This is a genomic window from Enterobacter cloacae complex sp. ECL352 (genome assembly GCF_020149545.1).
Taxonomy (GTDB): domain Bacteria; phylum Pseudomonadota; class Gammaproteobacteria; order Enterobacterales; family Enterobacteriaceae; genus Enterobacter; species Enterobacter asburiae_B.
Genome location: NZ_CP083709.1, coordinates 1,589,826 through 1,613,642 on the forward strand (window position 1 = coordinate 1,589,826; position 23,817 = coordinate 1,613,642).

The window sequence follows — 23,817 nt, forward strand, 5'->3', positions numbered from 1 at the left end:
GACAGGCATAAAAAAAGCCGGCTTTCGCCAGCTTCTTTATCACTTCGAGGCCGCTTTCTCTTCGCCGACCAGTCCAATCTTCAGGTAACCCGCCTGATGCAGCGTGTCCATTACCTTCATCATGGTTTCATAATCAACGGTTTTATCCGCGCGGAAGAAGACCGTGGTGTCTTTCTTACCGCCCGTAAGCTGCTCCAGCGCCGGGATGACCGAGTCGGCCGTCACCGGGTCGTTCCCGAGGAACATTGATTTATCCGCTTTCACCGACAGGTAGATAGGCTTCTCCGGGCGCGGCTGGGGCTGGCTGGAAGAGGCGGGCAGATTCACCTTCACATCCACCGTCGCCAGCGGCGCGGCCACCATGAAGATAATCAGCAGAACCAGCATGACGTCGATAAACGGCGTCACGTTGATTTCATGCATTTCGCCGTTATCGTCCAGATTTTCGTTTAGACGCATCGCCATACTCTTAACCTGCGCGCAGTTTAGACGCCGCGTGCACCGGCTTAACCGAGCTGGCGTTCAGGTCGAGATCGCGGCTTTGCAGCAGCAGAACCTGCGCGGCAACATCACCCAGCGTGGCTTTGTAGCTGCCAATCATGCGTGCGAAGATGTTGTAGATAACCACCGCCGGGATAGCGGCGACCAGACCGATTGCCGTCGCCAGCAGCGCTTCTGCGATACCCGGCGCCACGACCGCCAGGTTGGTGGTTTGGGTCTGCGCGATACCGATAAAGCTGTTCATGATGCCCCAGACCGTTCCGAAAAGACCGATGAACGGTGAGATCGCGCCGATGGTCGCCAGATAGCCATTGCCGCGTCCCATGTGTCGGCCAACGGCCGCAACGCGACGCTCCAGGCGGAAACCGGTACGTTCTTTGATCCCTTCGTTATCTTCACTGCCAGCGGAGAGTTCCAGCTCGTTCTGCGCTTCGTTCACTAACAGGGTGGTCAGGCTTTTCGCGTGGAAGGATGAGGTCATATCTGAAGCCTGATCCAGAGAGCGGGCTTCAGCCAGCTGCTGCTGTTCCCGCTTAAGGCGACGCTTCTGCGAAAGCAGCTCGGCGCTTTTGCTGAAGAAGATAGCCCAGGTGACAACGGACGCCAGAATCAGGCCGATCATCACAATCTTAACCACGATGTCAGCATGCTGATACATGCCCCAAACGGAGAGATCCGTCTGCATCAAATTATTACCCACTCTGTATCTCCAGGACGCAAATCACAAAATCTGAGCGTAATAATATCAAAACGTCGTCGAATTGATAGTAGTTCTCATTAGTATTTGCATGGTGCCGTAATTTTCGTTCACTTTCCTTGCGCTTACGCAGTAAAAATTTCTTATGCAAATTTTTGCTAATATTTTCTGCTTATTCGATAAGCCCCGGGGTGCAGTTTTTTCCAATCGTGGTAGTCTGGACGTCCAGACGTATAAAAACAGGGTTAGCGAACATGACAAAGAAGCATCTTGATACCACGCTGGTACAGGCAGGACGCAGCAAAAAATATACGCAGGGATCGGTCAACAGCGTGATTCAACGAGCCTCCTCGCTGGTGTTTGATACCGTAGAGGAGAAAAAAATCGCCACGCGTAACCGCGCGAAAGGCGGGCTGTTTTATGGCCGTCGCGGCACGCTGACCCATTTCTCTCTTCAGGAAGCGATGTGCGAGCTGGAAGGCGGCGCGGGCTGCGCGCTGTTCCCGTGCGGGGCGGCGGCGGTCGCCAACACCATTCTGGCGTTTGTGGAACAGGGCGACCATATCCTGATGACCAACACCGCCTACGAGCCCAGCCAGGACTTCTGCACCAAAATCCTCAGCAAGCTCGGCGTAACGACCGGCTGGTTCGACCCGCTGATCGGTGAAGGCATTGCCGAACTTATTCAGCCAAACACGCGCATTGTGTTCCTGGAATCTCCGGGATCGCTCACCATGGAAGTTCACGACGTACCGGCTATCGTGAAGGCCGTGCGCAGCAAAGCGCCAGAGGCGATCGTGATGATCGACAACACCTGGGCGGCGGGCGTGCTGTTTAAAGCCCTGGAGTTCGACATTGATATCTCGATTCAGGCGGCGACGAAATACCTGATAGGCCACTCTGACGGCATGATTGGCACCGCGGTTTCCAACGCGCGCTGCTGGGATCAGCTGCGTGAAAATGCCTACCTGATGGGCCAGATGGTGGATGCAGATACGGCCTACATGACCAGCCGCGGACTCCGCACGCTGGGCGTTCGCCTGCGTCAGCACCATGAAAGCAGCCTGAAGGTGGCCGAATGGCTGGCGCAGCATCCGCAGGTTGAGCGCGTGAATCATCCCGCGCTACCGGGCAGTAAAGGCCACGAATTCTGGCAGCGTGATTTTACGGGCAGCAGCGGTTTGTTCTCGTTCGTACTGAAAAAGCGGCTGAATAACGACGAGCTGGCGAGCTATCTGGATAATTTTACCCTCTTCAGCATGGCCTACTCCTGGGGCGGTTTTGAATCCCTGATCCTGCCTAATCAGCCGGAACAGGTTGCGGCTCTGCGTCCCGGCGGTGAAGTGGACTTCAGCGGTACCCTGATTCGACTGCATATCGGTTTAGAAAATGTTGACGATCTGATTGCCGATTTAGCAGCAGGGTTCGAGCGTATCGTGTAGAGTGCTGGCTGAAAATGTACTCTCTGGACGCTTTTGTGGACACGGCAATGAGAAAAGTCTGCATGAGTTGCGCCCGGGATCAAACCCGACGGGCGAATAAGGGAGTACAATAGCGCTATATCTGCTGTTCCACAGGAAAGTCCATGGCTGTTATTCAAGATATTATCGCGGCGCTTTGGCATCACGACTTTGCCGCGCTGGCGGATCCTCACATCGTTGGTATCGTTTACCTCGTGATGTTCGCAACTCTTTTTCTGGAAAATGGATTACTGCCAGCCTCGTTTTTACCCGGTGACAGCCTGCTTTTACTTGCCGGGGCGTTAATCGGGAAAGGCGTCATGGACTTCACGCCAACAATGGTTATTCTCACCTCCGCAGCCAGCCTGGGCTGCTGGCTGAGCTATCTGCAGGGCCGCTGGCTTGGGAATACCCGCGTCGTAAAAGGCTGGCTGGCGCAGTTACCGCATAAATATCATCAGCGTGCGACCTGCATGTTCGACAGGCATGGCCTGCTGGCCCTGCTGGCGGGGCGTTTCCTCGCGTTTGTTCGCACGCTTCTGCCAACGATGGCGGGCATTTCCGGTCTGTCAAACCGCCGCTTCCAGTTCTTCAACTGGCTGAGCGCTCTGCTGTGGGTGGGTGTGGTCACCACGCTCGGCTATGCGCTGAATATGATCCCCTTTGTGAAACACCATGAAGATCAGGTGATGACCTTCCTGATGGTGCTGCCGATGTTCCTGCTGGTGGCAGGCCTGGTGGGAACCATCGCGGTGGTGATTAAGAAGAAGTACTGCAGCGCGTGATCCCCTCTCCCCATAGGGGAGAGAGGAAAAAGCTTAAGCTCCCTGCATGGTTCGGATGCGTGATGCATCTTCTCCCGGCGTAACGCCAAAATAGCGCTTAAACTCCCGACTGAACTGCGACGCGCTTTCGTAACCCACCCGCATTGCCGCCGCGCTGGCCTTCATGCCGTCGTGGATCATCAGCATCCGCGCCTTATGCAGCCGGTAGGTTTTAAGGTACTGCAGCGGCGAGGTGCTGGTCACCGACTTGAAGTTATGATGAAACGCCGAGACGCTCATGTTCGCTTCCGCCGCCAGCTGGTCGACGCTGAGGTTTTCCGTGTACTGGCTTTCGATACGCTTGAGCACGCGGCTTATCAGGCTGAAGTGGGTCTGTCGGCTCACCAGAGCCAGTAACGCCCCGCCGCCCGGACCCAGCAGCACATGGTAGAGAATTTCGCGGACGATCTGTTTGCCCAGAATACGCGCGTCCAGCGGCCTTTCCATCACGTCCAGCAGACGCTCAATGGCGCAGAGGATATCTTCCGACAGCGTCGCCGAGTTAATCCCGCTCGATGCCATAGACGGCTGGAAGAACTCATCTTCGCCAATCTCCATCAGCAGCTCCTGCAGCTGAAGAATATCGACGTTGACGCGAATACCGGCCAGCGGAACGGCTTCTGTCGCGAAGGTTTCACATTCGAAGGGTAAAGGTACCGTCAGGAGCAGATATTCATTGGTGTCGTAGCGGAACACGCGCTCGTTGATATAGCCAATTTTATGGCCCGAGAAGAGAAAAACGATGCCCGGCTGATACATGACCGGCGTGCGCGTCCCGGGCTGCGTGCCGTAGAGCAGGCGAATGTCAGGAAGCAGATCGCTGACGCCATTTTCTTTATCTATCAGTCTTTTAATCTGCGCAGTGAGCTGATGGCAGATCGCTTCACGGTTCATATTACGTTACTCCGGGTACGGTTTCCGACGTTGACAGTGTGCGTGCTTTTCCGCGCTTTCTCCAGCGCTCTGTAGAAATGGGCAAGACATCGGCAGGAATGTGCATTGAGAGGATAGCCCCGGACGGCCACAATGTGCAGCATCAGGTCGCCCTCTGCGCCACCACGGTTTTTCACCCACTAAAGGGAACGAGCAATGAACAACTTTAATCTTCACACCCCAACCCGCATTCTGTTTGGTAAAGATGCTATCGCCGATCTGCGCGCGCAGATCCCCGCTGACGCCCGCGTACTGATCACCTACGGTGGCGGCAGCGTGAAAAAAACCGGCGTGCTGGATCAGGTTTACAGCGCCCTGGACGGTCTGGACGTGCGTGAGTTCGGCGGCATCGAGCCAAATCCGTCTTACGAAACGCTAATGAACGCGGTGAAAATTGCCCGCGAAGAAAATATCACCTTCCTGCTGGCCGTCGGCGGCGGCTCCGTGCTGGACGGCACCAAGTTCATCGCGGCGGCAGCGCACTACGCTGACGGCATCGATCCGTGGCACATTCTGGAAACCCGCGGCAGCGACATTAAAAGCGCCATCCCGATGGGCTCCGTGCTGACCCTGCCGGCCACCGGCTCTGAATCCAACAAGGGCGCGGTGATCTCCCGTAAAACGACCGGCGACAAACAGGCCTTTATGAACGAACACGTTCAGCCTGTGTTCGCGATCCTGGATCCGGTTTACACCTACACCCTGCCTGCGCGTCAGGTGGCGAACGGCGTGGTCGATGCCTTTGTTCATACCGTTGAGCAGTACGTCACGTATCCGGTAGATGCCAAAATTCAGGATCGATTCGCGGAAGGCATTCTGCTGACGCTCGTCGAAGAAGGTCCAAAAGCGCTGAAAGAGCCGGAAAACTACGACGTTCGTGCCAACGTCATGTGGGCGGCAACGCAGGCGCTGAACGGCCTGATCGGGGCTGGCGTGCCGCAGGACTGGGCAACCCATATGCTGGGCCACGAGCTGACGGCGATGCACGGTCTGGACCACGCTCAGACGCTGGCCGTTGTGCTGCCTGCGCTGTGGAACGAAAAACGGGATACCAAGCGTGCCAAACTGCTGCAGTACGCTGAACGCGTGTGGAACATCACCGAGGGTTCTGACGATGCGCGTATTGATGCCGCCATCGAAGCAACCCGCAGCTTCTTTGAAAGTCTGGGCGTGCCAACGCGTCTGTCTGGCTACGGCCTGGACGGCAGCTCCATCCCTGCCCTGCTGGCAAAACTCGAAGAACACGGCATGACCCACCTGGGCGAGCACGGCGATATTACGCTCGACGTGAGCCGTCGCATCTACGAAGCGGCACGCTAAGCGTTTTTGCCCTCCCGACTTTCGTTTTTTGACATTTCGTCCAGACTTAATGCACAACCCATCGCCGGAGGAACCCTCCGGCGATGCGCACCTGAAGGAGGAAAAATGGCAAACCAAACCGTAATCAAGCTGCAGGACGGCAACGTGATGCCCCAGTTGGGGCTAGGTGTATGGAAAGCCGGTAACGACGAGGTCGTCTCCGCCATTCATAAAGCCCTGGAAGTCGGCTATCGGTCCATTGATACCGCCGCCGCATATAAAAACGAGGACGGCGTGGGTAAGGCACTGGCCAGCGCTGGCGTCCCCCGCGATGAGTTATTCATCACCACGAAACTGTGGAACGACGATCAAAAACGTCCCCGCGAAGCGCTGGAGGAGAGCCTGGAGAAACTCCAGCTCGATTTCGTCGATCTCTGGCTGATGCACTGGCCGGTTCCGGCTATCGATCACTACGTTGACGCCTGGAAAGGGATGATTGAACTGCAGAAAGAGGGGCTGGTGAAAAGCATCGGCGTCTGTAATTTCCAGGTTCATCACCTGCAGCGGCTGATTGACGAGACGGGCGTTGCGCCAGTGATTAACCAGATCGAGCTGCACCCGCTGATGCAGCAGCGCCAGCTACACGCCTGGAACGCTACGCATAAAATCCAGACCGAGTCCTGGAGCCCGCTGGCGCAGGGCGGCGAAGGGGTGTTTGATCAAAAGATTATCCGTGAGCTGGCGGATAAATACGGTAAAACCCCAGCGCAAATCGTCATTCGCTGGCATCTGGACAACGGCCTGGTGGTCATCCCGAAATCGGTCACGCCATCGCGCATCGCCGAGAACTTCGACGTCTGGGATTTCCGTCTGGACAAAGACGAGCTGGGTGAGATTGCGAAGCTGGATAAGGGTAAACGTTTAGGCCCGGACCCGGACCAGTTTGGCGGGTAATCGCGTAAAAAAGCCGGGTGGCGGCTTCGCCTTACCCGGCCTACGTGTCGACATAAAAACCCCGGCTCGCCGGGGTTTTTTATTTACGCTTTGCGCTTCACGGGCTTCTTCACACTCGAATTACCGTTCGAACGCTGATGCACAATCGGCGTGTGCTTGGTCAGCGCCGGGCGCGTATTGCGGTTCTGGCGACGCGCTTCGCGCATCTCATCCAGCGTCGGGGCCGGTACCAGGCAGTCGCGGCGCGAGCCGATCAGGTGTTTTTTACCCATCTCTTCCAGCGCCTGACGGATCAGCGGCCAGTTTTTCGGATCGTGGTAGCGCAGCAGCGCTTTATGCAGACGGCGCTGTTTATCCCCTTTCGGCACCACCACCTCTTCACTCTTGTAGCCAATCTTACTCAGCGGGTTCTTGCCGGTGTAATACATGGTCGTCGAGTTAGCGAGCGGTGACGGATAGAAGTTCTGCACCTGATCCAGGCGGAAGCGACGCTGCTTCAGCCACAGCGCCAGGTTCACCATGTCCTCATCGCGCGTGCCCGGGTGCGCGGAGATGAAGTAAGGGATCAGGTACTGCTCTTTACCCGCCTGCTTTGAATAGGTATCGAACAGCTCTTTAAAGCGATCGTAGCTGCCCATGCCCGGCTTCATCATTTTCGACAGCGGGCCTTCCTCGGTGTGCTCCGGCGCAATCTTCAGATAGCCGCCGACGTGGTGCGTCGCCAGCTCTTTGATGTAGCGCGGATCTTCCACGGCGATGTCGTAACGTACCCCGGACGCGATCAGGATCTTCTTGATGCCCTTCAGGTCCCGCGCGCGGCGGTAGAGGTTGATCGTCGGCTCATGGTTAGTGTCCATATGCTCGCAAATGCTCGGATAGACGCAGGAGAGGCGACGGCAGGTTTGCTCCGCGCGCGGCGACTTGCAGCGCAGCATGTACATGTTCGCGGTTGGGCCGCCAAGGTCGGAAATCACGCCGGTAAAGCCCGGCACCGAGTCGCGAATCGCTTCGATCTCATTGATGATCGAATCTTCAGAGCGGCTCTGGATAATACGCCCTTCGTGCTCGGTAATGGAGCAGAACGAACAGCCGCCGAAGCAGCCGCGCATGATGTTGATCGAGAAGCGGATCATCTCATACGCCGGGATACGGGCGTTACCGTACGCCGGGTGCGGCACGCGCTTGTACGGCAGCGCAAAGACGCTGTCCATCTCTTCGGTGGAGAGCGGGATCGCCGGCGGGTTAATCCAGATAAAGCGCTCGCCGTGCTTCTGCATCAGCGCGCGGGCGCAGCCCGGGTTGGTTTCATGGTGCAGAATACGGGACGCGTGCGCGTAGAGCACCTTGTCGGCTTTCACCTTCTCGTAGGACGGCAGCAGCACGTAGGTCTTTTCCCACGGTTTCGGGCGCGGCGGCTGCACAACGATAGCCTTCGCTTCCGCTTTTTTCGGCTCAACCGGCTTGTTATCGGCACACGGCAGATCTTCGCCGTACGGGTGCGGGATCGGGTCGATTTTGCCCGGCATATCAATGATGCGGGAATCCACCCCGCTCCAGCCCGGCAGCGCCTCTTTTACCATGATGGCGGTATTGCGCACGTCGCGGATGCTGCTCACCGGCTCACCCTGCGACAGACGGTGCGCCACTTCCACCAGCGGACGCTCGCCGTTACCGTAAATCAGCATGTCGGCTTTGGAATCCACCAGCACCGAGCGGCGAACGGTATCTGACCAGTAGTCGTAGTGCGCGGTGCGGCGCAGGCTCGCCTCGATGCCGCCCAGGATCACCGGGACGTCTTTCCAGGCTTCTTTACAGCGCTGGGTATAGACCAGGGTCGCGCGGTCGGGGCGTTTACCCGCCACGTTATCCGGCGTGTAGGCGTCGTCATGGCGCAGCTTGCGGTCGGCGGTATAGCGGTTGATCATCGAGTCCATGTTGCCTGCGGTGACGCCGAAGAACAGGTTCGGTTTACCCAGACGCATAAAGTCGTCTTTGCTGTTCCAGTCAGGCTGGGAGATGATCCCCACGCGGAAGCCCTGCGCCTCAAGCATACGGCCACAGATGGCCATGCCGAAGCTCGGATGGTCAACGTAGGCATCGCCCGTGACCAGAATGATGTCGCAGCTGTCCCAGCCCAGTTGGTCCATCTCTTCCCGGGACATCGGCAGGAATGGCGCCGGTCCAAAGCAGGCCGCCCAGTACTGGGGCCAGGAGAAGAGGTCACGATCCGGCTGGATCAGGGAAATTGCGCTCATAATGCTTCCGAAGAAAAAATAGACAAAAGGAGCGGGATTATACGCTGTTCATCCGCCAGATTTGAAGAAAAGGATGCATGAAGCAGGCAGATATTCGGGGAAGTCGTTAAAATACGGCGCCCTGATAATTTTGAATCATAATATTCACTATATTTTCCGGTGAGTTGCCCCGGAACGTGTTATTGCGCGGAGCTCTGTCGTGAAGCCCAACGATTCGTTACATGTATCCCAGCTGCGGGTTGTCCTTCACCTCTGCGGTTTTCTGGTTCTGCTGTACAGCCTTTCCATGCTGCCGCCGATGGTGATCGCCCTGCTGAATAAAGAGCGGACCTACTTTGCCTTCCTGACCACCTTTTTAACCTTTTTTACTCTCGGAGGGCTAACCTGGCGGGCTACACGTCACGCCGGCATACAGCTTCGCACCCGCGACGGGTTTGTGATTATCGTGCTGTTCTGGCTGCTGTTTTCATTCATTAGCGCCATGCCGCTCTGGATGGATGATGGGCTACAGCTCTCCTTTGCCGACGCGCTCTTTGAAGGGGTTTCCGGGATCACCACCACCGGGGCAACGGTCATCGGGGACGTCAGCGCCCTGCCCAAGTCGTACCTTTATTACCGCGCACAGCTGAATTTCATTGGCGGGTTAGGCGTCATCGTGCTGGCCGTCGCGGTCCTGCCGCTGCTGGGCATCGGCGGCATGAAGCTCTATCAGTCAGAGATGCCGGGGCCGTTCAAAGAGGAGCGTCTGACTCCCCGCCTTGCCGATACCGCGCGCACGCTGTGGGTGACCTACTTCGCGCTGGGCGTGGCCTGCACCCTGGCCTACTGGCTGGCGGGAATGTCATTTTTTGACGCCCTCTGTCACGGGCTGTCGACCGTGTCGTTGGGCGGATTTTCCACCCGCAGCGAGAGCATTGGGTTTTATGACAGCCACGCGATTGAGCTGGTCGCCGGGGCGTTTTCACTGCTCTCCGCGTTCAACTTCACCCTCTGGTACGTCGCCATTGTCAGACGCACCCTGAAACCGATTCGCCGCAGCCCGGAGGTTAAATTCTTTCTGAGCGCCGCCGCGGTGATTATTGTCATCACCGCCTGGCAGGTCTGGCATGCCGGGACGTACAACGCCACGGATAGCCTGGTGCACGCCTTCTTCCTTGCCAGTTCGATGATGACCGATAACGGCCTTTCGACAGCCGACTATGCCCAATGGCCCGCACACACCATCTTCCTGCTGTTGAGCGCCAGCTTTTTTGGCGGCTGCGTAGGCTCGACCTGCGGCGGGATCAAAGCCCTGCGTTTTCTCATTATGTTCAAGCAGAGTATTCAGGAGATGAACCAGCTGGCGCATCCGAGAGCGCTGCTGAGCATTAAGGTGGGCAAAAGCGTGGTGAATGAACGCGTCCTGCGCTCGGTATGGAGCTTCTTTTTTCTCTACGTCATGATCACAGGCTTTTTTGTCTGGTCGCTCAACCTGATGGGCTACGACCTGTTTACCGCATTCGCAACGGTTGCCGCCTGCATCAACAACATGGGGCTGGGGTTTGGCGAGACGGCGTCGACGTTCGGCACGTTAACCGAGGGGGCAAAACTGCTGATGTGCGCGGCGATGATCCTGGGGCGTCTGGAAATTTATCCGGTGCTGATTCTGTTCTCGCGCTTTTTCTGGCGGGCATAAACCATTCCCGGCGAACCGGGAATGACAGGATTATGGCGCAGGGTTGATCAGCATCTGCCCCACGGAGCCCCTGTCCATCATCTCCAGCGTCTGGCTGTGGAACAGGAACGGGAAGTGCGGCCACGAAGGCTGACCGTAATAGACAAGCAGTTCAACCTGGCCGTCCACCCAGACGGTATCTTTCCAGCCGCGGTCTTCCGGGAACGGCATCGCGCCGTTGACGTTGCGGATCAGGAATGCCACCCCTTCAATATGGAACGACTGCGGCATATCTGAACGGACCGTCCAGCGCTCCCAGGTGCCCTGCTGCGCGGTAATGTCGATGCGGTTGACGTCCCACAGCGCGCCGTTGATGCCCGGGTCGTCGCCCAGGCTGATATCACGGCTACGCACCGGCGAGCCGCTCATGATCTCCTGCGGCAGCAGACGCATTGGCAGGCTATCGGTCACCAGCGGCAGCAGACCGGTCGGGCGCAGGGTCAGAACCAGAGTCGAGACAAGAATGCTCGACGGTTCAAAGAACCCGCGAATGCGGTCCACAATGCTGGCCGCTTCACCGCAGGTGACAGACACTTCATCCCCATTGGTCATATCAATGAGAACTTCACGACGTTCGCCCGGCGAGAGCGCCAGCTGTTTGACGGAAACCGGCGCCGGTAAAAAGCCCTGGTCGCCGGAGATCACGTGCAGCGGACGGCCATCGCTCATTTGCAGCTGATAGCGGCGCGAGTTAGACGCGTTGAGCAGACGCAGGCGCACCCAGCCGCGCGAAACTTCCACATACGGGCTTTGCGCGCCGTTGACCAGCAGCGTATCGCCGACAAAGCCACCGCTGCCCGGCTCGCTGTATTCCGGCGTACCGAAATTATCCAGACGCTTGTCCTGGATGATAACCGGGAAGTCATCCACGCCGTAGTGGTTCGGGATCGGCAGGGATTTGCTGACCTCATCTTCCACCAGCCACATTCCGGCCAGGCCATTATAAACCTGCTGCGCCGTGCGGTTAGGCGTGTTGGCGTGATACCACAGGGTGGCCGCGCTCTGGCGAATCGGCAGAACGGGCGCCCAGTCGGCGCTGGGAGACATCATTCGCGCCGCGCCGCCAATTAACGGGCCAGGCACCTGCAGGCCGCTGATGGTCATGGCGACATTTTCAGGGGTACGGTTACTGTAGATGAGCTTTACGTCATCGCCATTCCACACGCGTATGGTCGGCCCAAGGTAACGTCCGTTAATGCCCCAGACCGGCGCGCGCGTCCCCTGGGTAAAGGACCAGTGGCTACGCTGCAGCGTCAGGAAAAGCGGCTGACCGCGACGGGATTCAATTAATGGCGGAATGGGCAGCGGCTGTTGCTGCCCGGCGGCGCTGGCTGTCAGCGGCATCGCACCCGCACAAAGGGCGATCCCGGAAGCCTGAATAAACTGACGCCGACTGAGTGACATATAAGCTCCATCTGAAACGACTAACAACGCGGGAATTCGTTTTCCCTTCAACGCCGGATTAAATCTTACCGGCGGCTTCTCTCTCTGCGACTTCTTTGTCGAGCTGCGCAATATGCTGAGCCATCAGCTCACGGCAGTGCGCTGCCAGCTCGCGCACCTGGTCTTTACCGTATTTGCTGGTATCGACGGGTGGCAGCATTTCGACAATCACCAGCCCGTTATTCAGGCGGTTAAGATTAATCTTATTCGAAGTATTGGAAACGCACACAGGAATAATTGGAACACCTGCCGCAATTGCGGCATGAAACGCACCGGTTTTAAACGGCAGCAGGCCGCGGCCGCGGCTGCGCGTTCCTTCCGGGAACATCCAGATTGAGATTCTGCGCTTTTTAAAATGATTGACCACTTCCGCAATGGTGCTGTGCGCTTTCGCACGGTTGTTACGGTCGATCAGCAGGTTACCGGTCAGCCAGTACAGCTGGCCAAAAAACGGGATCCACAGCAGGCTTTTTTTCCCCACCGTCACGGTCGGTGGCAAAACGATATTTGCGGCGGTCACCATATCGTAATTGTTCTGATGGTTGGCGATATAGATGGCGTTACCGAAATTCTCCGCCCCTTCAGGCAGACGTTTTTCAACCTTCAGACCAAACAGCGGCGCAAGGCGACCGAACATATGGCCGAAGGTGGCAACATGCTTAGGATTACGCGGACTGAACAGGCAATAGATGCAGCCGAAAATACAGACCAGAATGCAGTAGATAACGGTAAGAATAAGACGAACAATATATAGCATAGCGACCTCTGAAGCCCCAACAGCTGACAATTATACTTCACCTGTGGCCAGGTAAGGACTTTATTACGAGCGCGTATTGTTAATCGCAACGCACGAATTAACAACGATTTTACGGGAAATTTTATTGAAACTCCCCCTCCGGGCAGAGGGGGATATCACGACATTACTCTTCGCTGTCACCCGCGGTGCTGCGTGCAGGAGAGTCAATCTCCACGCGGTCGATGCGCTGCAGTCCGCGCATCAGCGAGCCGCGGCGACCGCGCTCACCCACCACTTTCTGCAGCTCTTCCGGACGAAGCTTGATCTTACGCTTGCCGACGTGAATGGTCAGCGTGCTCTGCGGCGGCAGGAGGAAGAGGTGCGCCAGGCTATCTTCGCCTTTCGCGGCTTCCGCCGACGGGATGTTGATGATCTTGTTGCCCTTGCCTTTCGACAGTTCCGGCAGATCGCTGACCGGGAACATCAGCATACGTCCGGCGGTGGTGATCGCCAGCAGCATGTCGCTTTCGTTCTCGATCACCAGCGGCGCCATCACGTGGGCGTTGTCCGGCAGGCTAATCAGCGCCTTACCGGCACGGTTACGGGAGACCAGGTCGTTAAAGGTACAGATAAAGCCGTAGCCCGCATCGGACGCCAGCAGCAGCTTCTGGTCATCGGCTTCCATCAGCATATGGTCAACCGTCGCCCCCGGCGGCAGCGTCAGCTTGCCGGTGAGCGGCTCGCCCTGCCCGCGCGCGGAAGGCAGCGTAATCGGGTCGATGGCGTAGCTGCGGCCGGTGGAGTCGATAAACGCCACCGGCTGGTTGCTCTTGCCTTTCACCGCCGCTTTGAAGCTGTCGCCCGCCTTGTAGCTCAGCCCCGGCGCGTCGATATCGTGGCCTTTGGCGCTACGCACCCAGCCGCTCTGCGACAGAACAATGGTCACCGGCTCGGACGGCTGCATGTCGTGCTCGTTCATGGCCTTCGCTTCTTCGCGCTCGTGCAGCGGAGAACGACGGTCGTCGCCGAAGGCGTCTGCATCGGCCTGCAGCTCTTTCTTCAGCAGGGTGTTCATCTTGCGCTCGGACGCGAGGATCGCCTGCAGCTGATCGCGCTCTTTTTCCAGCTCGTTCTGCTCGCCGCGGATCTTCATCTCTTCCAGTTTGGCGAGATGGCGCAGCTTCAGTTCGAGGATCGCTTCGGCCTGGGTTTCGCTGATGCCAAAGCGCGACATCAGCGCCGGCTTCGGCTCGTCCTCGGTACGGATGATCTCAATCACTTCGTCGATATTGAGGAACGCCACCAGCAAACCTTCGAGGATATGCAGGCGCTTAAGCACTTTCTCCAGACGATGGTTCAGACGACGGCGGACCGTATCGCGGCGGAACGTCAGCCATTCGGTGAGGATCTCCAGCAGGTTTTTCACCGCCGGGCGTCCGTCGAGGCCAATCATGTTCAGGTTGATGCGGTAGCTTTTTTCCAGATCGGTGGTGGCGAACAGGTGGTTCATCACCTGTTCCATGTCCACGCGGTTGGAGCGCGGCACGATCACCAGACGGGTCGGGTTTTCGTGATCCGATTCGTCGCGCAGGTCGTCCACCATCGGCAGCTTTTTATTGCGCATCTGGGAGGCGATCTGCTCCAGCACTTTGGCACCGGAAACCTGATGCGGCAGCGCGGTGATCACCACGGCGCCGTCCTCTTTATTCCACACCGCGCGCATACGCACGGAGCCGCGACCGTTCTGGTAGATTTTGCGGATTTCCGCGCGCGAGGTGATGATCTCGGCTTCGGTCGGGAAATCTGGCCCCTGCACGATATCCAGCAGCTCGTCGAGCGTCGCTTTCGGCTGCTCAATCAGGGTAATGGCGGCTTTCGCCACTTCACGCAGGTTGTGCGGCGGAATGTCCGTCGCCATACCGACCGCGATACCGGTGGTACCGTTCAGCAGGATGTTCGGCAGACGCGCAGGCAGCATCTTCGGCTCCTGCATCGTACCGTCGAAGTTTGGCACCCAGTCAACGGTTCCCTGACCCAGCTCGCCCAGCAGCACTTCGGCATATTTAGAGAGACGGGATTCGGTATAACGCATCGCCGCGAAGGATTTCGGATCGTCCGGCGCACCCCAGTTCCCCTGCCCGTCCACCAGCGGATAGCGGTAAGAGAACGGCTGCGCCATCAGCACCATCGCTTCATAACAGGCGCTGTCGCCGTGCGGATGGTATTTACCCAGTACGTCACCGACGGTACGGGCGGATTTCTTAAACTTGGCGGTGGCGTTCAGCCCCAGTTCGGACATCGCATACACGATGCGGCGCTGAACGGGCTTCAGGCCATCCCCGATAAACGGCAACGCCCTGTCCATGATGACGTACATGGAGTAGTTCAGGTAGGCGTTTTCCGTGAATTCATGTAGCGCGAGGCGCTCTGCCATATCGCTCATTACGTGTGATTCCTCAACTCAGAAACCGAAGGGTTTCAGGCAATATTGCCGCAGATACTACCTCATCTGATGAATTGAGTCACAAAGAAAAAGGGCCGCACAGGCGGCCCATTTCGGGTTATTTGTTCAGCTTAATAACCTGCTTCACGTCGATTTCAAACTCGTTCCAGTCTTTATCGACTTTACCCTGCAGTTCAACTTTATCCTGCGGAGTGACGGTCACGCCGTTCCAGCGCTTGTGGTCAATCTCAACTACGACCGTGCCGGACTCATCGCGGAAGGTGTAGCGGTCATCGGACAGGCGCTCGGTGATGTTCCCGCGCAGCTTCACCCAGGCATCGTCCTTCAGGTCTTTCACTTTTGCCGCAGTGGTGAGGTTGGCGTTGTTATCGACAAAACCGCCCTGCTGAGTTTGCGTCTGGGTCTGTGTGGCCGATGGGCCAGTAAAACCGCCCTGAGCAGCAAAGACCGGCGCGGTGGTCATCATCATGATGGCAGCAATTGCAGCGAATTTTTTCATCTTCATCTCTCCCTTTAATGTCGTTTCGCAGTCCATTTAACAGGGTAATCCTTAACAACTTCTTAAGGGAAAAATTTATTTATTATTGCTGTACAGCAGGCGCTTACAGAGGGTTTACTGACGACATCAAGGAGGGAACATGCGCATTTTACTGGTAGAAGACGACAGGTTAATCGGCGACGGTATCAAGGCGGGGTTGAGCAAAATGGGTTTTAGCGTGGACTGGTTTACCGACGGTAAAACCGGCCAGGCCGCGCTGTCTTCTGCACCCTATGATGCCGTGGTGCTGGATCTGACGCTGCCGGAAATTGACGGTCTGGACATCCTGCGCGCGTGGCGCGAGAGCGGGCGCAGCGAGCCGGTACTGATTCTGACGGCGCGGGATGCGCTTAACCAGCGCGTCGAAGGGCTACGTCTTGGCGCGGATGATTATCTCTGTAAGCCGTTCGCGCTGATCGAAGTGGGTGCCCGCCTCGAAGCGCTGGTCCGCCGCAGCCACGGCCAGGCGCGTAGCGAGCTGCGTCACGGGAAGGTCACGCTCGATCCGAGCCGTCTCATCGCCACGCTGGACGGTGAGCCGCTGACGCTCAAGCCGAAAGAGTTCGCGCTGCTGGAGCTGTTAATGCGTAACACCGGTCGGGTGCTGCCGCGAAAGCTGATCGAGGAAAAACTCTATACCTGGGACGACGACGTCTCCAGCAACGCCATCGAGGTTCACGTCCATCATTTGCGCCGCAAGCTTGGGAGCGAGTTTATCCGCACCGTGCACGGCATCGGCTATACCCTGGGTGACGCATGAAACTGAGCCTGAAGCTGCGCCTGACGCTTCTCTTTTTACTTCTGTCTCTGACGGCCTGGTTTGCCGCCAGCCTGGTTGCCTGGCAGCAGACGACCCACAAGCTCGACAAGCTGTTCGATACCCAGCAGATGCTGTTTGCTAAACGGCTGCTGACGATGGATCTGGACGAGATCCGCGCCCCCGAACGCATGCGCGAGATCCCGAAAAAAGTGAAGCACGGTCGTCTGGACGACGACGCGCTGGCTTTCGCCATTTACGCCGTCGACGGCAAAATGCTCCTCAACGACGGTGAAAACGGACGCGATATTCCGTACCACTATCGCCGCGACGGGTTCGATAACGGGCAGCTGCAGGGCGACAACGACGAGTGGCGTTTTTTATGGCTAACCTCACCCGACGGGAAGTACCGCGTAGTGGTCGGCCAGGAATGGGAGTACCGCCAGGAGATGGCGCTGGACGTGGTCAGCTCGCAGCTGACCCCCTGGCTGGTGGCGCTGCCCGTGATGCTGCTGCTGCTGATCGTCCTCCTGAGTCGGGAGCTGAAGCCGCTGAAAAAGCTGGCGCAGACCCTGCGCTCCCGCTCGCCGGATGCCACCGATAAACTGCCGACCGAGGGCCTTCCTACGGAAGTACGCCCCCTGCTCGACTCGCTGAATCATCTCTTCGCGCGCACCCAGGAGATGATGACCCGCGAGCGCCGCTTTACGTCCGATGCCGCCCACGAGCTGCGCAGCCCGCTGGCGGCCCTGAAGGTGCAAACTGACGTGGCCCAGCTCTCTCATGACGATCCGCAGGCGCGGGAAAAGGCGCTGACGCAGCTGCATGCGGGCATCGACCGCGCTTCCCGGCTGGTGGATCAGCTCCTCACGCTGTCGCGTCTGGACTCGCTGGATAACCTTGACGATGTCGAACCGATTCCCCTGGCCGACTTGCTGCAGTCGGCCGTGCTGGATATCTGGTATCCGGCGCAGCAGGCGGGCATTGATATTCGCCTGAACATCCATGCACCAGAGGTGACACGCACGGGCCAGCAGCTGCTCCTGAGCCTGCTGGTGCGCAACCTGCTGGATAACGCGATTCGCTACAGCCCGCGCGGCAGCGTGGTGGACGTAACGCTGGACGCGCGTGGCTTTACCGTGCGCGACAACGGCCCAGGCATTTCACCGGACGCGCTGGCGCGCATCGGCGAGCGCTTTTATCGCCCGCCGGGTCAGGATGCCACGGGCAGCGGGCTGGGGTTATCCATTGTAAAACGCATCGCCGCCCTGCACGGGATGCGCGTTTCGCTGGGCAATGCCCCTGAAGGCGGTTTTGAAGTGAAGGTCAGCTGGTAAGGGATTATTGCGTTTAACGCAAAAGACTTTGCACATTTTGCTCATTTTACCGCACCGTCCTCGCCCGTAGAATACTGGCCATACTCTCATCATCGAGGACAAATAATGAGCAACATCCTGATTATCAACGGTGCAAAAGAATTTGCGCACTCTAAAGGCCAGCTGAATGACACCCTGACCGAGGTCGCGGACGGTTTCCTGCGCGACGCCGGGCATGATATTAAGGTCGTGCGTGCAGACAGCAGTTATGACGTGAAGGCCGAAGTGCAGAACTTCCTGTGGGCTGACGTGGTGATCTGGCAGATGCCAGGCTGGTGGATGGGCGCGCCGTGGACCGTGAAAAAATACATGGACGACGTGTTCACCGAAGGTCACGGCTCGCTGTATGCCAGCGATGGCCGCACCCGCTCTGACGCCTCCAAAAAATACGGCTCGGGCGGCCTGATTCAGGGCAAAAAATATATGCTCTCGCTGACCTGGAACGCCCCGCTGGAAGCCTTCACCGATAAAGAACAGTTCTTCGAAGGCGTGGGCGTCGACGGCGCGTACCTGCCGTTCCACAAGGCTAACCAGTTCCTGGGCATGGATCCGCTGCCGACCTTTATCGTCAACGACGTGATTAAAATGCCTGACGTCCCGAGCTATATCGCAGAATATCGCAAGCATCTCGCGGAAATTTTTGCTTAACTGGTAGCCTGGAATTAAAGGAGTAGTAAACATGCTTACCGTAATCGCAGAAATCCGTACTCGTCCAGGTCAACATCACCGCCAGGCGGTGCTGGATCAGTTCGCGAAAATTATCCCGACCGTACTGAAAGAAGAAGGCTGCCACGGCTACGCGCCGATGGTGGATGCCGCCACTGACGCCAGCTTCCAGGCGACCGCGCCAGACTCGATCATCATGGTTGAGCAGTGGGAAACCGTCGCGCATCTTGAAGCGCACCTGCAGACCGCGCACATGAAAGCGTGGAGCGACGCGGTTAAGGGTGACGTGCTGGAAACCCACATCCGCATTCTGGAGCAAGGGGTTTAAGTTTCCCCTCCCCCGCCCTCTCCCGAAAGGAGAGGGAGAACAGATCCAGGCCCGGTGAGCGTCAGCGCTACCGGGCTTTGTTTTTAGGTGCTTTTCTTCCCCGGCTTTAACCCACGGTGTAGCTCGTTGATGCGCTTCATCGACTTGATGGTGCGCTGCGGCTCGGTGGAGGCGACGGATAAGATGATCATCTCCAGACACAGCAGCACCGTGCCGTGGAGCGGGATTTTGCCTTTTTCGCCGCCGCGCGGAACGTGGATCACCACGCTGGCCTCCTTGCTGAAACGCGAATCGAGGGCGTTGGTCAGCAATATAGTTGGAATGCCCAGACGTTTTGCTTCACGCAGCGTGGTTTGCCCCTCCCGGTGCGCGGATTTCTGCGCCATCATCACCAGCACGTCGCCGCGCTGAAGCGCAATCAGCTGCTCGGCAAGCCCTATCCCGGTACGGTTAAGCGGCGTGGCGGGTAACCCCATGCGACTGAACAGCCTGGCGGTGTACTCGGCCAGAATGCCGGAGGCGCCAATGCCAAATATGGCAACCTGCCTCGCCTGCGCCAGCAGAGAGACCGCCTGGGCCATCGCGTAGCGGTTGTGGGGCTCGGATAACACCTCGCAGGTATGCTGATGCCCCTCCAGCACGAAATCAATGCTCGCGTTGACGTCGCTGGCGAGCGTATTCACCGTGGTGGACATCTTTTCGCTGGAGGTGACCACCGGACCAAACCACTGCTCCAGCGTCTGCTTGAGATCGCGCAGCCCGGCGAAACCCAGCGCCTGAATGGCGCGGACCACCGTGGCATCCGAGGTTTTCAACAGCGTCGCGATCTCCATTGCGGTCTGTTCCATCACCGCTTCGCGGTTGTCATGGATATAGCGTGCAACCTGCAGCAGACGCGGCGTCAGCTGATGCGCACGCGCGCGAAAGCGGTCGCCATAGACATCCACGCGCCCTTTCTCTTTGCGGATCACCGTGACGCCTCCGGCAGCGGACGCCCGGCAATCTGCGACTGCACCTGCGCGGCCATCAGCCCTAACGAGGCGTACGAATTCGAGATGGCCTCTTCACGCGAGATCAGCACGTAATGCCCGGTTCTGCAGGCATTCAGGAACTGACACCAGCCCGGCATGACCGCATCCATCGCCGCCAGCTCGTCCTGCGGTTTACCGCCCGTATCCCCGCGCCAGGTGGCGAAGACGAAATCGGCATCCAGCTCCGGCAGGCGCTCGGCGCTGACGTCGATGCGCCCTCCGTCCGGGATGGACTCAATCAGCGGCGGGAAGGTGAATCCGGCGTCGCGCAACACGCGGCCCAGCGAGTGGTAGCTGTGCATGGCATTAATCTTTCCCTGATTCGCCTGAATCACGGACACGGTCACCTTGCTGGTATCAATTGTCGCCTTCAGGGCCTTAATCTGCTCCTGATAGCGCCGCTCCAGAACCTTGAGCCGCGCCTGCGTTCCCGTCAGCTGAGCCAGCTTGCGGTAGATCTCCGGCGCGCCGCCGTCGAGATGATCGATGCTCACCGTCGGGGCAATTTTCGCCAGCTGTTCCACCGGGGTGTTACGGGTCGGCTCGGTAACGATCAGGTCAGGCTTTGCGGCGGCGATGGCTTCAATGTCGATATCGGCCGTGCCGATAAATGTAATGTCGGAATTATCGAAGTCGACGCCGGTCAACATGCCGCTGGAGCGCAGAAAGTGGCTGCCGTCCGGCCGCGTGCGGCCATGGCTTGCCACCGGCGGCACGCCAAGCTCAATCAGCGGAATGGTGATATCCAGATCGTGTAAAGAGACAATCCGTTTCGGATGAACCGGCACCACCACTTTTCGGTTCAGATCGTCAGTAAACGTCTGCGTCGGCTCCGCCGCACCCACCGCGAACCCCACCAGCAACAGCATCGAAAACACTACGCGCATCCTAGTCTCCTAAAATCTGTCCCGACGCTGCCAGAGCAGCAGCAGGAAAAACGGTCCGCCAATCAATGAAATCACAATTCCCGCCGGCAGCTGCAGCGGGAGGAACGCCAGACGTCCGACGTTATCCGCCAGCAGCACCAGCAGCGCGCCCAGCACGGCGCTTCCCGTCAGGAGCGCGGTTTGCCCACCGCGCAGCAGCAGGCGCGCCATATGCGGGGCAATAAGCCCCACGAAACCAATACTGCCCACGCACGAGACGCAGGCCGCCGTCAGCACCACCGGGGCGAGAACCCGCAGCAGCGCCAGCCGGGTTGTGCGTACGCCAAGGCCCGCGGCGGCCTGATTGCCAAGCAACGCCACGTCCGCAGCCCGTGCGGTAAACAGCAGCAGCGCAAACGCGGGGGCAGCCCAGAGCGCGGCTAACCCCACCAGCGTCCAGTTTGCCGCATGCAGGCTTCCCGCCAGCCACAGCATCGCCGTCTGCACGTCCCGCACGTCGGCGGTGGTGATAAAGACGCCCATTGCGGCGGCAAACGCCCACGACACGCCGATGCCGATCAGGATGAACCGCGGGCGCGAGATATCGCGCGCCAGGCCGATAACCAGCAGCGCGGTAAGCAGCCCGCCGGCCATGCCGACCAGCGGACGCCAGGCCAGGCCCAGCGCCGGGAACTGAAAAATCAGCAGCAGTACCGCCGCGCTACAGCCCTCCTTCACGCCAATAAGCCCGGGATCGGCCAGACCATTGCGGGTGATGGACTGCATTGCCGCCCCCGCCATGCCGAGCATCGCGCCGCACAGCACCGCCATCAGCAGGCGCGGCAGGCGGATATCCATCACGATGTAGCGCGTCTCCGCCGTCAGGCTCTCAGGAGAAAACAGCGCGCGCCCGATGGCGGAGATGGGAACAGGCAGAGAACCGTGCGTCAGGCCAAAGCCCAGCAGGCTTAACGCCACCAGCGCTAAAAGCGTCAGGCAGGCCAGCGCCCTCGGGCGAACCAGCGCCGATAAACGGCCAATACGGATCGCGCGGAATCCGGCCCGGTTCATTTGAACATCCTCGATGCCATAAAGATGAATACGGGTGCGCCGACCAGGGCCGTCATGATGCCGGTTGCCAGCTCCCAGGGCGTAAACAGCGTGCGGGCGGCGATATCCGCCAGCAGCAGAACCAGCGCGCCACACAGGGCAGACAGCGGCACCATAACGCGTAAATCCACCGACACCAGACGGCGAATGAGCTGCGGCACGACCAGCCCGATAAAGCCAATCGGCCCGGCAATTGAGACGGCCGCGCCGCAGAGCAGCGCGATGGCCAGCAGGGCAAGCAGGCGGGTTTTCAGCAGCGACACGCCAAGCCCCTGCGCCATTCGGTCTCCCAGCGCCAGCATGTTGAGCGAGGGCGACAGCCCGATGGCGAGAACAAAACCGGCTGTTGCAGCCCAAAGGGCGCTCCGGAGCGTCTGCACGTTGATCCCGGCCAGGTCCCCTGCCAGCCATGTGCGCATGGCGAGCAGCGTCTGTTCATCGAGAATTAACACCGCGGCGGTAATCGACGAGGCAAACGCCGACATCGCCACGCCGCACAGCGTGACCTTCATCGGCGTAAGCCCGGTGCGACCGGACGAGGAGAACATCAGCACCAGCAAAAACAGCGCGGCGGCACCGGCGGCGGCAACGAGCGGGCGCCCAAACGGCAGCGACAGCCCAAGCGCGCTGGTAATCACGACCGCCAGCGCGGCCCCGGCGTTGAGCCCCAGAATATGCGGCTCGCCGAGCGGGTTGCGGATCACGGACTGCAGCAGCACGCCCGCCACGCCGAGCGCGGCGCCCGTCACCATCGCGGCGCAGAGGCGCAGCAGTCTTAATTTGATAATGACGTTATGGTCGAAATTGCGCGGATCGAAATGGAAGAATGCCTCCACCACCGTCTGCGGGGCGATGAAGCGTGCGCCGATGCCCAAATGCATAATCGCGCCCAGCGCCAGCAGCAAAGCGAAGATCGGGAAGGCCAGAGAGGAGCGCATCATGGCTGAACAGGGCCCTGGCGAAACGGCATAAAGAACGGCTTGCCGGTCAACGGGTTTATGGACATATGCACGTCCACATCAAACACCGCTTTAATCAGCTCCGGCGTACAGGCATCGCCCTCATGCAATACGCCTTCAACTTTCCCCTGGCGTAAAAAGACCAGCGAATCGCCGTAGTTTACGGCGAAGTTGAGATCGTGCAGCACCACCACGACGGTACGCCCGTGCCGGCGGGTCAGGGTGTGCAGCAGTTCCAGGATCTCCACCTGATAGCGGAGATCGAGAAACGTCGTGGGCTCGTCAAGCAGGATATACGGCGTTTGCTGCGCCAGCGCCATGGCGATCCAGCAGCGCTGACGCTGGCCGCCGGATAAGCTTTCCACCGGCATATGGGCAAACTCCGCCGTGCCGGTCAGGCGCAGGGCCTCTTCCACCGCCAGCTCGTCCTCGTCGCTCCACTGGCGCATAAAGTTCTGCCAGGGAAAACGCCCGCGCGAGACCAGCTCAAAGACGGTCAACCCTTCCGGGAGCAGCGGAGACTGCGGCAGGATACCCAGCTGGCGGGCGACGGCTTTGGTCGGCTGCTCGTGGATCGCCTTGCCGTCGAGAACTGCCGCGCCGCCAAGCGGCTGAAGCAAACGCGCAATGGTGCTCAGCAGCGTGGATTTTCCGCAGCCGTTCGCCCCTACCAGCACGGTCATTTTCTGCTGAGGGATCGCAAGGGAGATATCATCAACGATGATTTTTTTCTGATAGCCCGCAGAGAGGTTCTTCAGAACCAGTCCCGGTTTTTTTGTGTTGTGAGCCACGTGAATGCCAACGTAATAAAAAAGCGCAACAAATATAAATAAAAATCATTCTCTTTTGAGAGTTTGACGCTGCGCCATGTAGTAGTCAAGAGAAGAAACACCCTGATAAAACCAG

The 23,817-nt window shown here is 58.7% G+C and carries 22 protein-coding genes; 9 read left to right on the plus strand and 13 right to left on the minus strand.

Annotated features, from left to right (window positions below; translation table 11 throughout):
• Positions 1 to 39: 39 nt before the first annotated feature.
• The gene (gene exbD / locus LBF07_RS07730; RefSeq protein WP_023309173.1) at positions 40 to 465 is read right to left on the minus strand and encodes a TonB system transport protein ExbD; all 426 of its coding nucleotides are present in this window, start codon (positions 463 to 465) and stop codon (positions 40 to 42) included.
• A gap of 4 nt (positions 466 to 469) precedes the next feature.
• Positions 470 to 1,201, minus strand: a complete 732-nt coding sequence (gene exbB, locus LBF07_RS07735) for a tol-pal system-associated acyl-CoA thioesterase (RefSeq protein WP_023333405.1) — start codon at positions 1,199 to 1,201, stop codon at positions 470 to 472.
• A gap of 251 nt (positions 1,202 to 1,452) precedes the next feature.
• Between exbB and metC the strand changes: the two genes are divergently transcribed.
• Positions 1,453 to 2,640, plus strand: coding sequence for a cystathionine beta-lyase (gene metC / locus LBF07_RS07740; RefSeq protein WP_045403978.1), 1,188 nt, complete (start codon positions 1,453 to 1,455; stop codon positions 2,638 to 2,640).
• Between the two features lie 143 nt (positions 2,641 to 2,783).
• The gene (gene yghB / locus LBF07_RS07745) at positions 2,784 to 3,443 is read left to right on the plus strand and encodes a DedA family general envelope maintenance protein YghB (RefSeq protein ID WP_029740714.1); all 660 of its coding nucleotides are present in this window, start codon (positions 2,784 to 2,786) and stop codon (positions 3,441 to 3,443) included.
• A 33-nt stretch (positions 3,444 to 3,476) separates the two neighbouring features.
• Here the strand turns inward: yghB and LBF07_RS07750 are convergent, their stop codons facing one another.
• On the minus strand, positions 3,477 to 4,376 hold the full coding sequence (locus tag LBF07_RS07750) for an AraC family transcriptional regulator (RefSeq protein WP_094935317.1): 900 nt from the start codon (positions 4,374 to 4,376) through the stop codon (positions 3,477 to 3,479).
• A gap of 195 nt (positions 4,377 to 4,571) precedes the next feature.
• Here LBF07_RS07750 and yqhD point away from each other — a divergent pair, with 195 nt between their 5' ends.
• Together yqhD and dkgA are read left to right on the plus strand one after the other, a co-directional pair.
• Positions 4,572 to 5,735, plus strand: coding sequence for an alcohol dehydrogenase (gene yqhD / locus LBF07_RS07755; RefSeq protein WP_094935316.1), 1,164 nt, complete (start codon positions 4,572 to 4,574; stop codon positions 5,733 to 5,735).
• Between the two features lie 105 nt (positions 5,736 to 5,840).
• Entirely contained in the window at positions 5,841 to 6,668 is an 828-nt protein-coding gene (dkgA, locus tag LBF07_RS07760) for a 2,5-didehydrogluconate reductase DkgA (RefSeq protein WP_033146647.1), read from the plus strand.
• 83 nt (positions 6,669 to 6,751) lie between these two features.
• Here the strand turns inward: dkgA and LBF07_RS07765 are convergent, their stop codons facing one another.
• Positions 6,752 to 8,923 carry a YgiQ family radical SAM protein gene (locus LBF07_RS07765; RefSeq protein WP_045356051.1) on the minus strand — a complete coding sequence of 724 codons (2,172 nt, stop codon included), beginning with the start codon at positions 8,921 to 8,923 and terminating at the stop codon, positions 6,752 to 6,754.
• A gap of 199 nt (positions 8,924 to 9,122) precedes the next feature.
• Here LBF07_RS07765 and LBF07_RS07770 point away from each other — a divergent pair, with 199 nt between their 5' ends.
• Positions 9,123 to 10,598 carry a TrkH family potassium uptake protein gene (locus tag LBF07_RS07770; protein ID WP_094935315.1) on the plus strand — a complete coding sequence of 492 codons (1,476 nt, stop codon included), beginning with the start codon at positions 9,123 to 9,125 and terminating at the stop codon, positions 10,596 to 10,598.
• Between the two features lie 30 nt (positions 10,599 to 10,628).
• Here LBF07_RS07770 and ftsP read toward each other — a convergent pair whose 3' ends face one another.
• The 4 genes from ftsP to LBF07_RS07790 form a co-directional block, all read right to left on the minus strand.
• The gene (gene ftsP / locus LBF07_RS07775) at positions 10,629 to 12,041 is read right to left on the minus strand and encodes a cell division protein FtsP (RefSeq protein WP_033146650.1); all 1,413 of its coding nucleotides are present in this window, start codon (positions 12,039 to 12,041) and stop codon (positions 10,629 to 10,631) included.
• Positions 12,042 to 12,099: 58 nt separating this feature from the next.
• Complete coding sequence (gene plsC, locus LBF07_RS07780) at positions 12,100 to 12,837, minus strand: 1-acylglycerol-3-phosphate O-acyltransferase (protein WP_023333413.1); 738 nt, start codon at positions 12,835 to 12,837, stop codon at positions 12,100 to 12,102.
• 163 nt (positions 12,838 to 13,000) lie between these two features.
• The gene (gene parC / locus LBF07_RS07785) at positions 13,001 to 15,259 is read right to left on the minus strand and encodes a DNA topoisomerase IV subunit A (protein ID WP_047650119.1); all 2,259 of its coding nucleotides are present in this window, start codon (positions 15,257 to 15,259) and stop codon (positions 13,001 to 13,003) included.
• Positions 15,260 to 15,377: 118 nt separating this feature from the next.
• The gene (locus LBF07_RS07790) at positions 15,378 to 15,779 is read right to left on the minus strand and encodes a YgiW/YdeI family stress tolerance OB fold protein (RefSeq protein WP_023309189.1); all 402 of its coding nucleotides are present in this window, start codon (positions 15,777 to 15,779) and stop codon (positions 15,378 to 15,380) included.
• 139 nt (positions 15,780 to 15,918) lie between these two features.
• Between LBF07_RS07790 and qseB the strand changes: the two genes are divergently transcribed.
• From qseB to LBF07_RS07810, 4 genes are all read left to right on the plus strand, one after another.
• The gene (gene qseB, locus LBF07_RS07795) at positions 15,919 to 16,578 is read left to right on the plus strand and encodes a quorum sensing response regulator transcription factor QseB (protein ID WP_094935313.1); all 660 of its coding nucleotides are present in this window, start codon (positions 15,919 to 15,921) and stop codon (positions 16,576 to 16,578) included.
• On the plus strand, positions 16,575 to 17,912 hold the full coding sequence (qseC, locus tag LBF07_RS07800) for a quorum sensing histidine kinase QseC (protein WP_094935312.1): 1,338 nt from the start codon (positions 16,575 to 16,577) through the stop codon (positions 17,910 to 17,912). The genes qseB and qseC overlap by 4 nt, the downstream gene beginning before the upstream one ends.
• A gap of 105 nt (positions 17,913 to 18,017) precedes the next feature.
• Positions 18,018 to 18,599 (plus strand): NAD(P)H-dependent oxidoreductase, encoded by a 582-nt coding sequence (locus LBF07_RS07805; RefSeq protein WP_094935311.1) that lies wholly within the window; start codon positions 18,018 to 18,020, stop codon positions 18,597 to 18,599.
• Positions 18,600 to 18,630: 31 nt separating this feature from the next.
• Positions 18,631 to 18,945, plus strand: a complete 315-nt coding sequence (locus LBF07_RS07810; RefSeq protein ID WP_008502984.1) for a putative quinol monooxygenase — start codon at positions 18,631 to 18,633, stop codon at positions 18,943 to 18,945.
• An 83-nt stretch (positions 18,946 to 19,028) separates the two neighbouring features.
• On the opposite strand, the gene LBF07_RS07815 is transcribed toward LBF07_RS07810, so the two are convergent.
• The 5 genes from LBF07_RS07815 to LBF07_RS07835 are packed head-to-tail and all read right to left on the minus strand — an operon-like array spanning position 19,029 to position 23,702.
• On the minus strand, positions 19,029 to 19,916 hold the full coding sequence (locus tag LBF07_RS07815; protein ID WP_033146656.1) for a MurR/RpiR family transcriptional regulator: 888 nt from the start codon (positions 19,914 to 19,916) through the stop codon (positions 19,029 to 19,031).
• Positions 19,913 to 20,863 carry an iron-siderophore ABC transporter substrate-binding protein gene (locus LBF07_RS07820; protein ID WP_094935310.1) on the minus strand — a complete coding sequence of 317 codons (951 nt, stop codon included), beginning with the start codon at positions 20,861 to 20,863 and terminating at the stop codon, positions 19,913 to 19,915. The genes LBF07_RS07815 and LBF07_RS07820 overlap by 4 nt, the downstream gene beginning before the upstream one ends.
• 9 nt (positions 20,864 to 20,872) lie before the next feature.
• Complete coding sequence (locus LBF07_RS07825) at positions 20,873 to 21,913, minus strand: iron ABC transporter permease (RefSeq protein WP_094935309.1); 1,041 nt, start codon at positions 21,911 to 21,913, stop codon at positions 20,873 to 20,875.
• Complete coding sequence (locus tag LBF07_RS07830; protein ID WP_047060368.1) at positions 21,910 to 22,893, minus strand: iron ABC transporter permease; 984 nt, start codon at positions 22,891 to 22,893, stop codon at positions 21,910 to 21,912. The genes LBF07_RS07825 and LBF07_RS07830 overlap by 4 nt, the downstream gene beginning before the upstream one ends.
• Positions 22,890 to 23,702: an ABC transporter ATP-binding protein gene (locus LBF07_RS07835; RefSeq protein ID WP_094935308.1), complete on the minus strand. Its 813-nt coding sequence runs from the start codon at positions 23,700 to 23,702 to the stop codon at positions 22,890 to 22,892. Before LBF07_RS07835 ends, LBF07_RS07830 begins: the two co-directional genes overlap by 4 nt.
• Positions 23,703 to 23,817: the final 115 nt, after the last annotated feature.

Bases quoted from the DNA above. Each gene is read 5' to 3' on its own strand.
- LBF07_RS07830 (WP_047060368.1), bottom strand. From the start codon at position 22,893: ATGATGCGCTCCTCTCTGGCCTTCCCGATCTTCGCTTTGCTGCTGGCG.
- LBF07_RS07820 (WP_094935310.1), bottom strand. From the start codon at position 20,863: ATGCGCGTAGTGTTTTCGATGCTGTTGCTGGTGGGGTTCGCGGTGGGT.
- parC (WP_047650119.1), bottom strand. From the start codon at position 15,259: ATGAGCGATATGGCAGAGCGCCTCGCGCTACATGAATTCACGGAAAAC.
- yqhD (WP_094935316.1), top strand. From the start codon at position 4,572: ATGAACAACTTTAATCTTCACACCCCAACCCGCATTCTGTTTGGTAAA.
- LBF07_RS07765 (WP_045356051.1), bottom strand. From the start codon at position 8,923: ATGAGCGCAATTTCCCTGATCCAGCCGGATCGTGACCTCTTCTCCTGG.
- LBF07_RS07825 (WP_094935309.1), bottom strand. From the start codon at position 21,913: ATGAACCGGGCCGGATTCCGCGCGATCCGTATTGGCCGTTTATCGGCG.
- LBF07_RS07750 (WP_094935317.1), bottom strand. From the start codon at position 4,376: ATGAACCGTGAAGCGATCTGCCATCAGCTCACTGCGCAGATTAAAAGA.
- LBF07_RS07790 (WP_023309189.1), bottom strand. From the start codon at position 15,779: ATGAAAAAATTCGCTGCAATTGCTGCCATCATGATGATGACCACCGCG.
- exbD (WP_023309173.1), bottom strand. From the start codon at position 465: ATGGCGATGCGTCTAAACGAAAATCTGGACGATAACGGCGAAATGCAT.
- LBF07_RS07805 (WP_094935311.1), top strand. From the start codon at position 18,018: ATGAGCAACATCCTGATTATCAACGGTGCAAAAGAATTTGCGCACTCT.
- dkgA (WP_033146647.1), top strand. From the start codon at position 5,841: ATGGCAAACCAAACCGTAATCAAGCTGCAGGACGGCAACGTGATGCCC.
- yghB (WP_029740714.1), top strand. From the start codon at position 2,784: ATGGCTGTTATTCAAGATATTATCGCGGCGCTTTGGCATCACGACTTT.
- qseB (WP_094935313.1), top strand. From the start codon at position 15,919: ATGCGCATTTTACTGGTAGAAGACGACAGGTTAATCGGCGACGGTATC.
- ftsP (WP_033146650.1), bottom strand. From the start codon at position 12,041: ATGTCACTCAGTCGGCGTCAGTTTATTCAGGCTTCCGGGATCGCCCTT.
- plsC (WP_023333413.1), bottom strand. From the start codon at position 12,837: ATGCTATATATTGTTCGTCTTATTCTTACCGTTATCTACTGCATTCTG.
- LBF07_RS07810 (WP_008502984.1), top strand. From the start codon at position 18,631: ATGCTTACCGTAATCGCAGAAATCCGTACTCGTCCAGGTCAACATCAC.
- metC (WP_045403978.1), top strand. From the start codon at position 1,453: ATGACAAAGAAGCATCTTGATACCACGCTGGTACAGGCAGGACGCAGC.
- qseC (WP_094935312.1), top strand. From the start codon at position 16,575: ATGAAACTGAGCCTGAAGCTGCGCCTGACGCTTCTCTTTTTACTTCTG.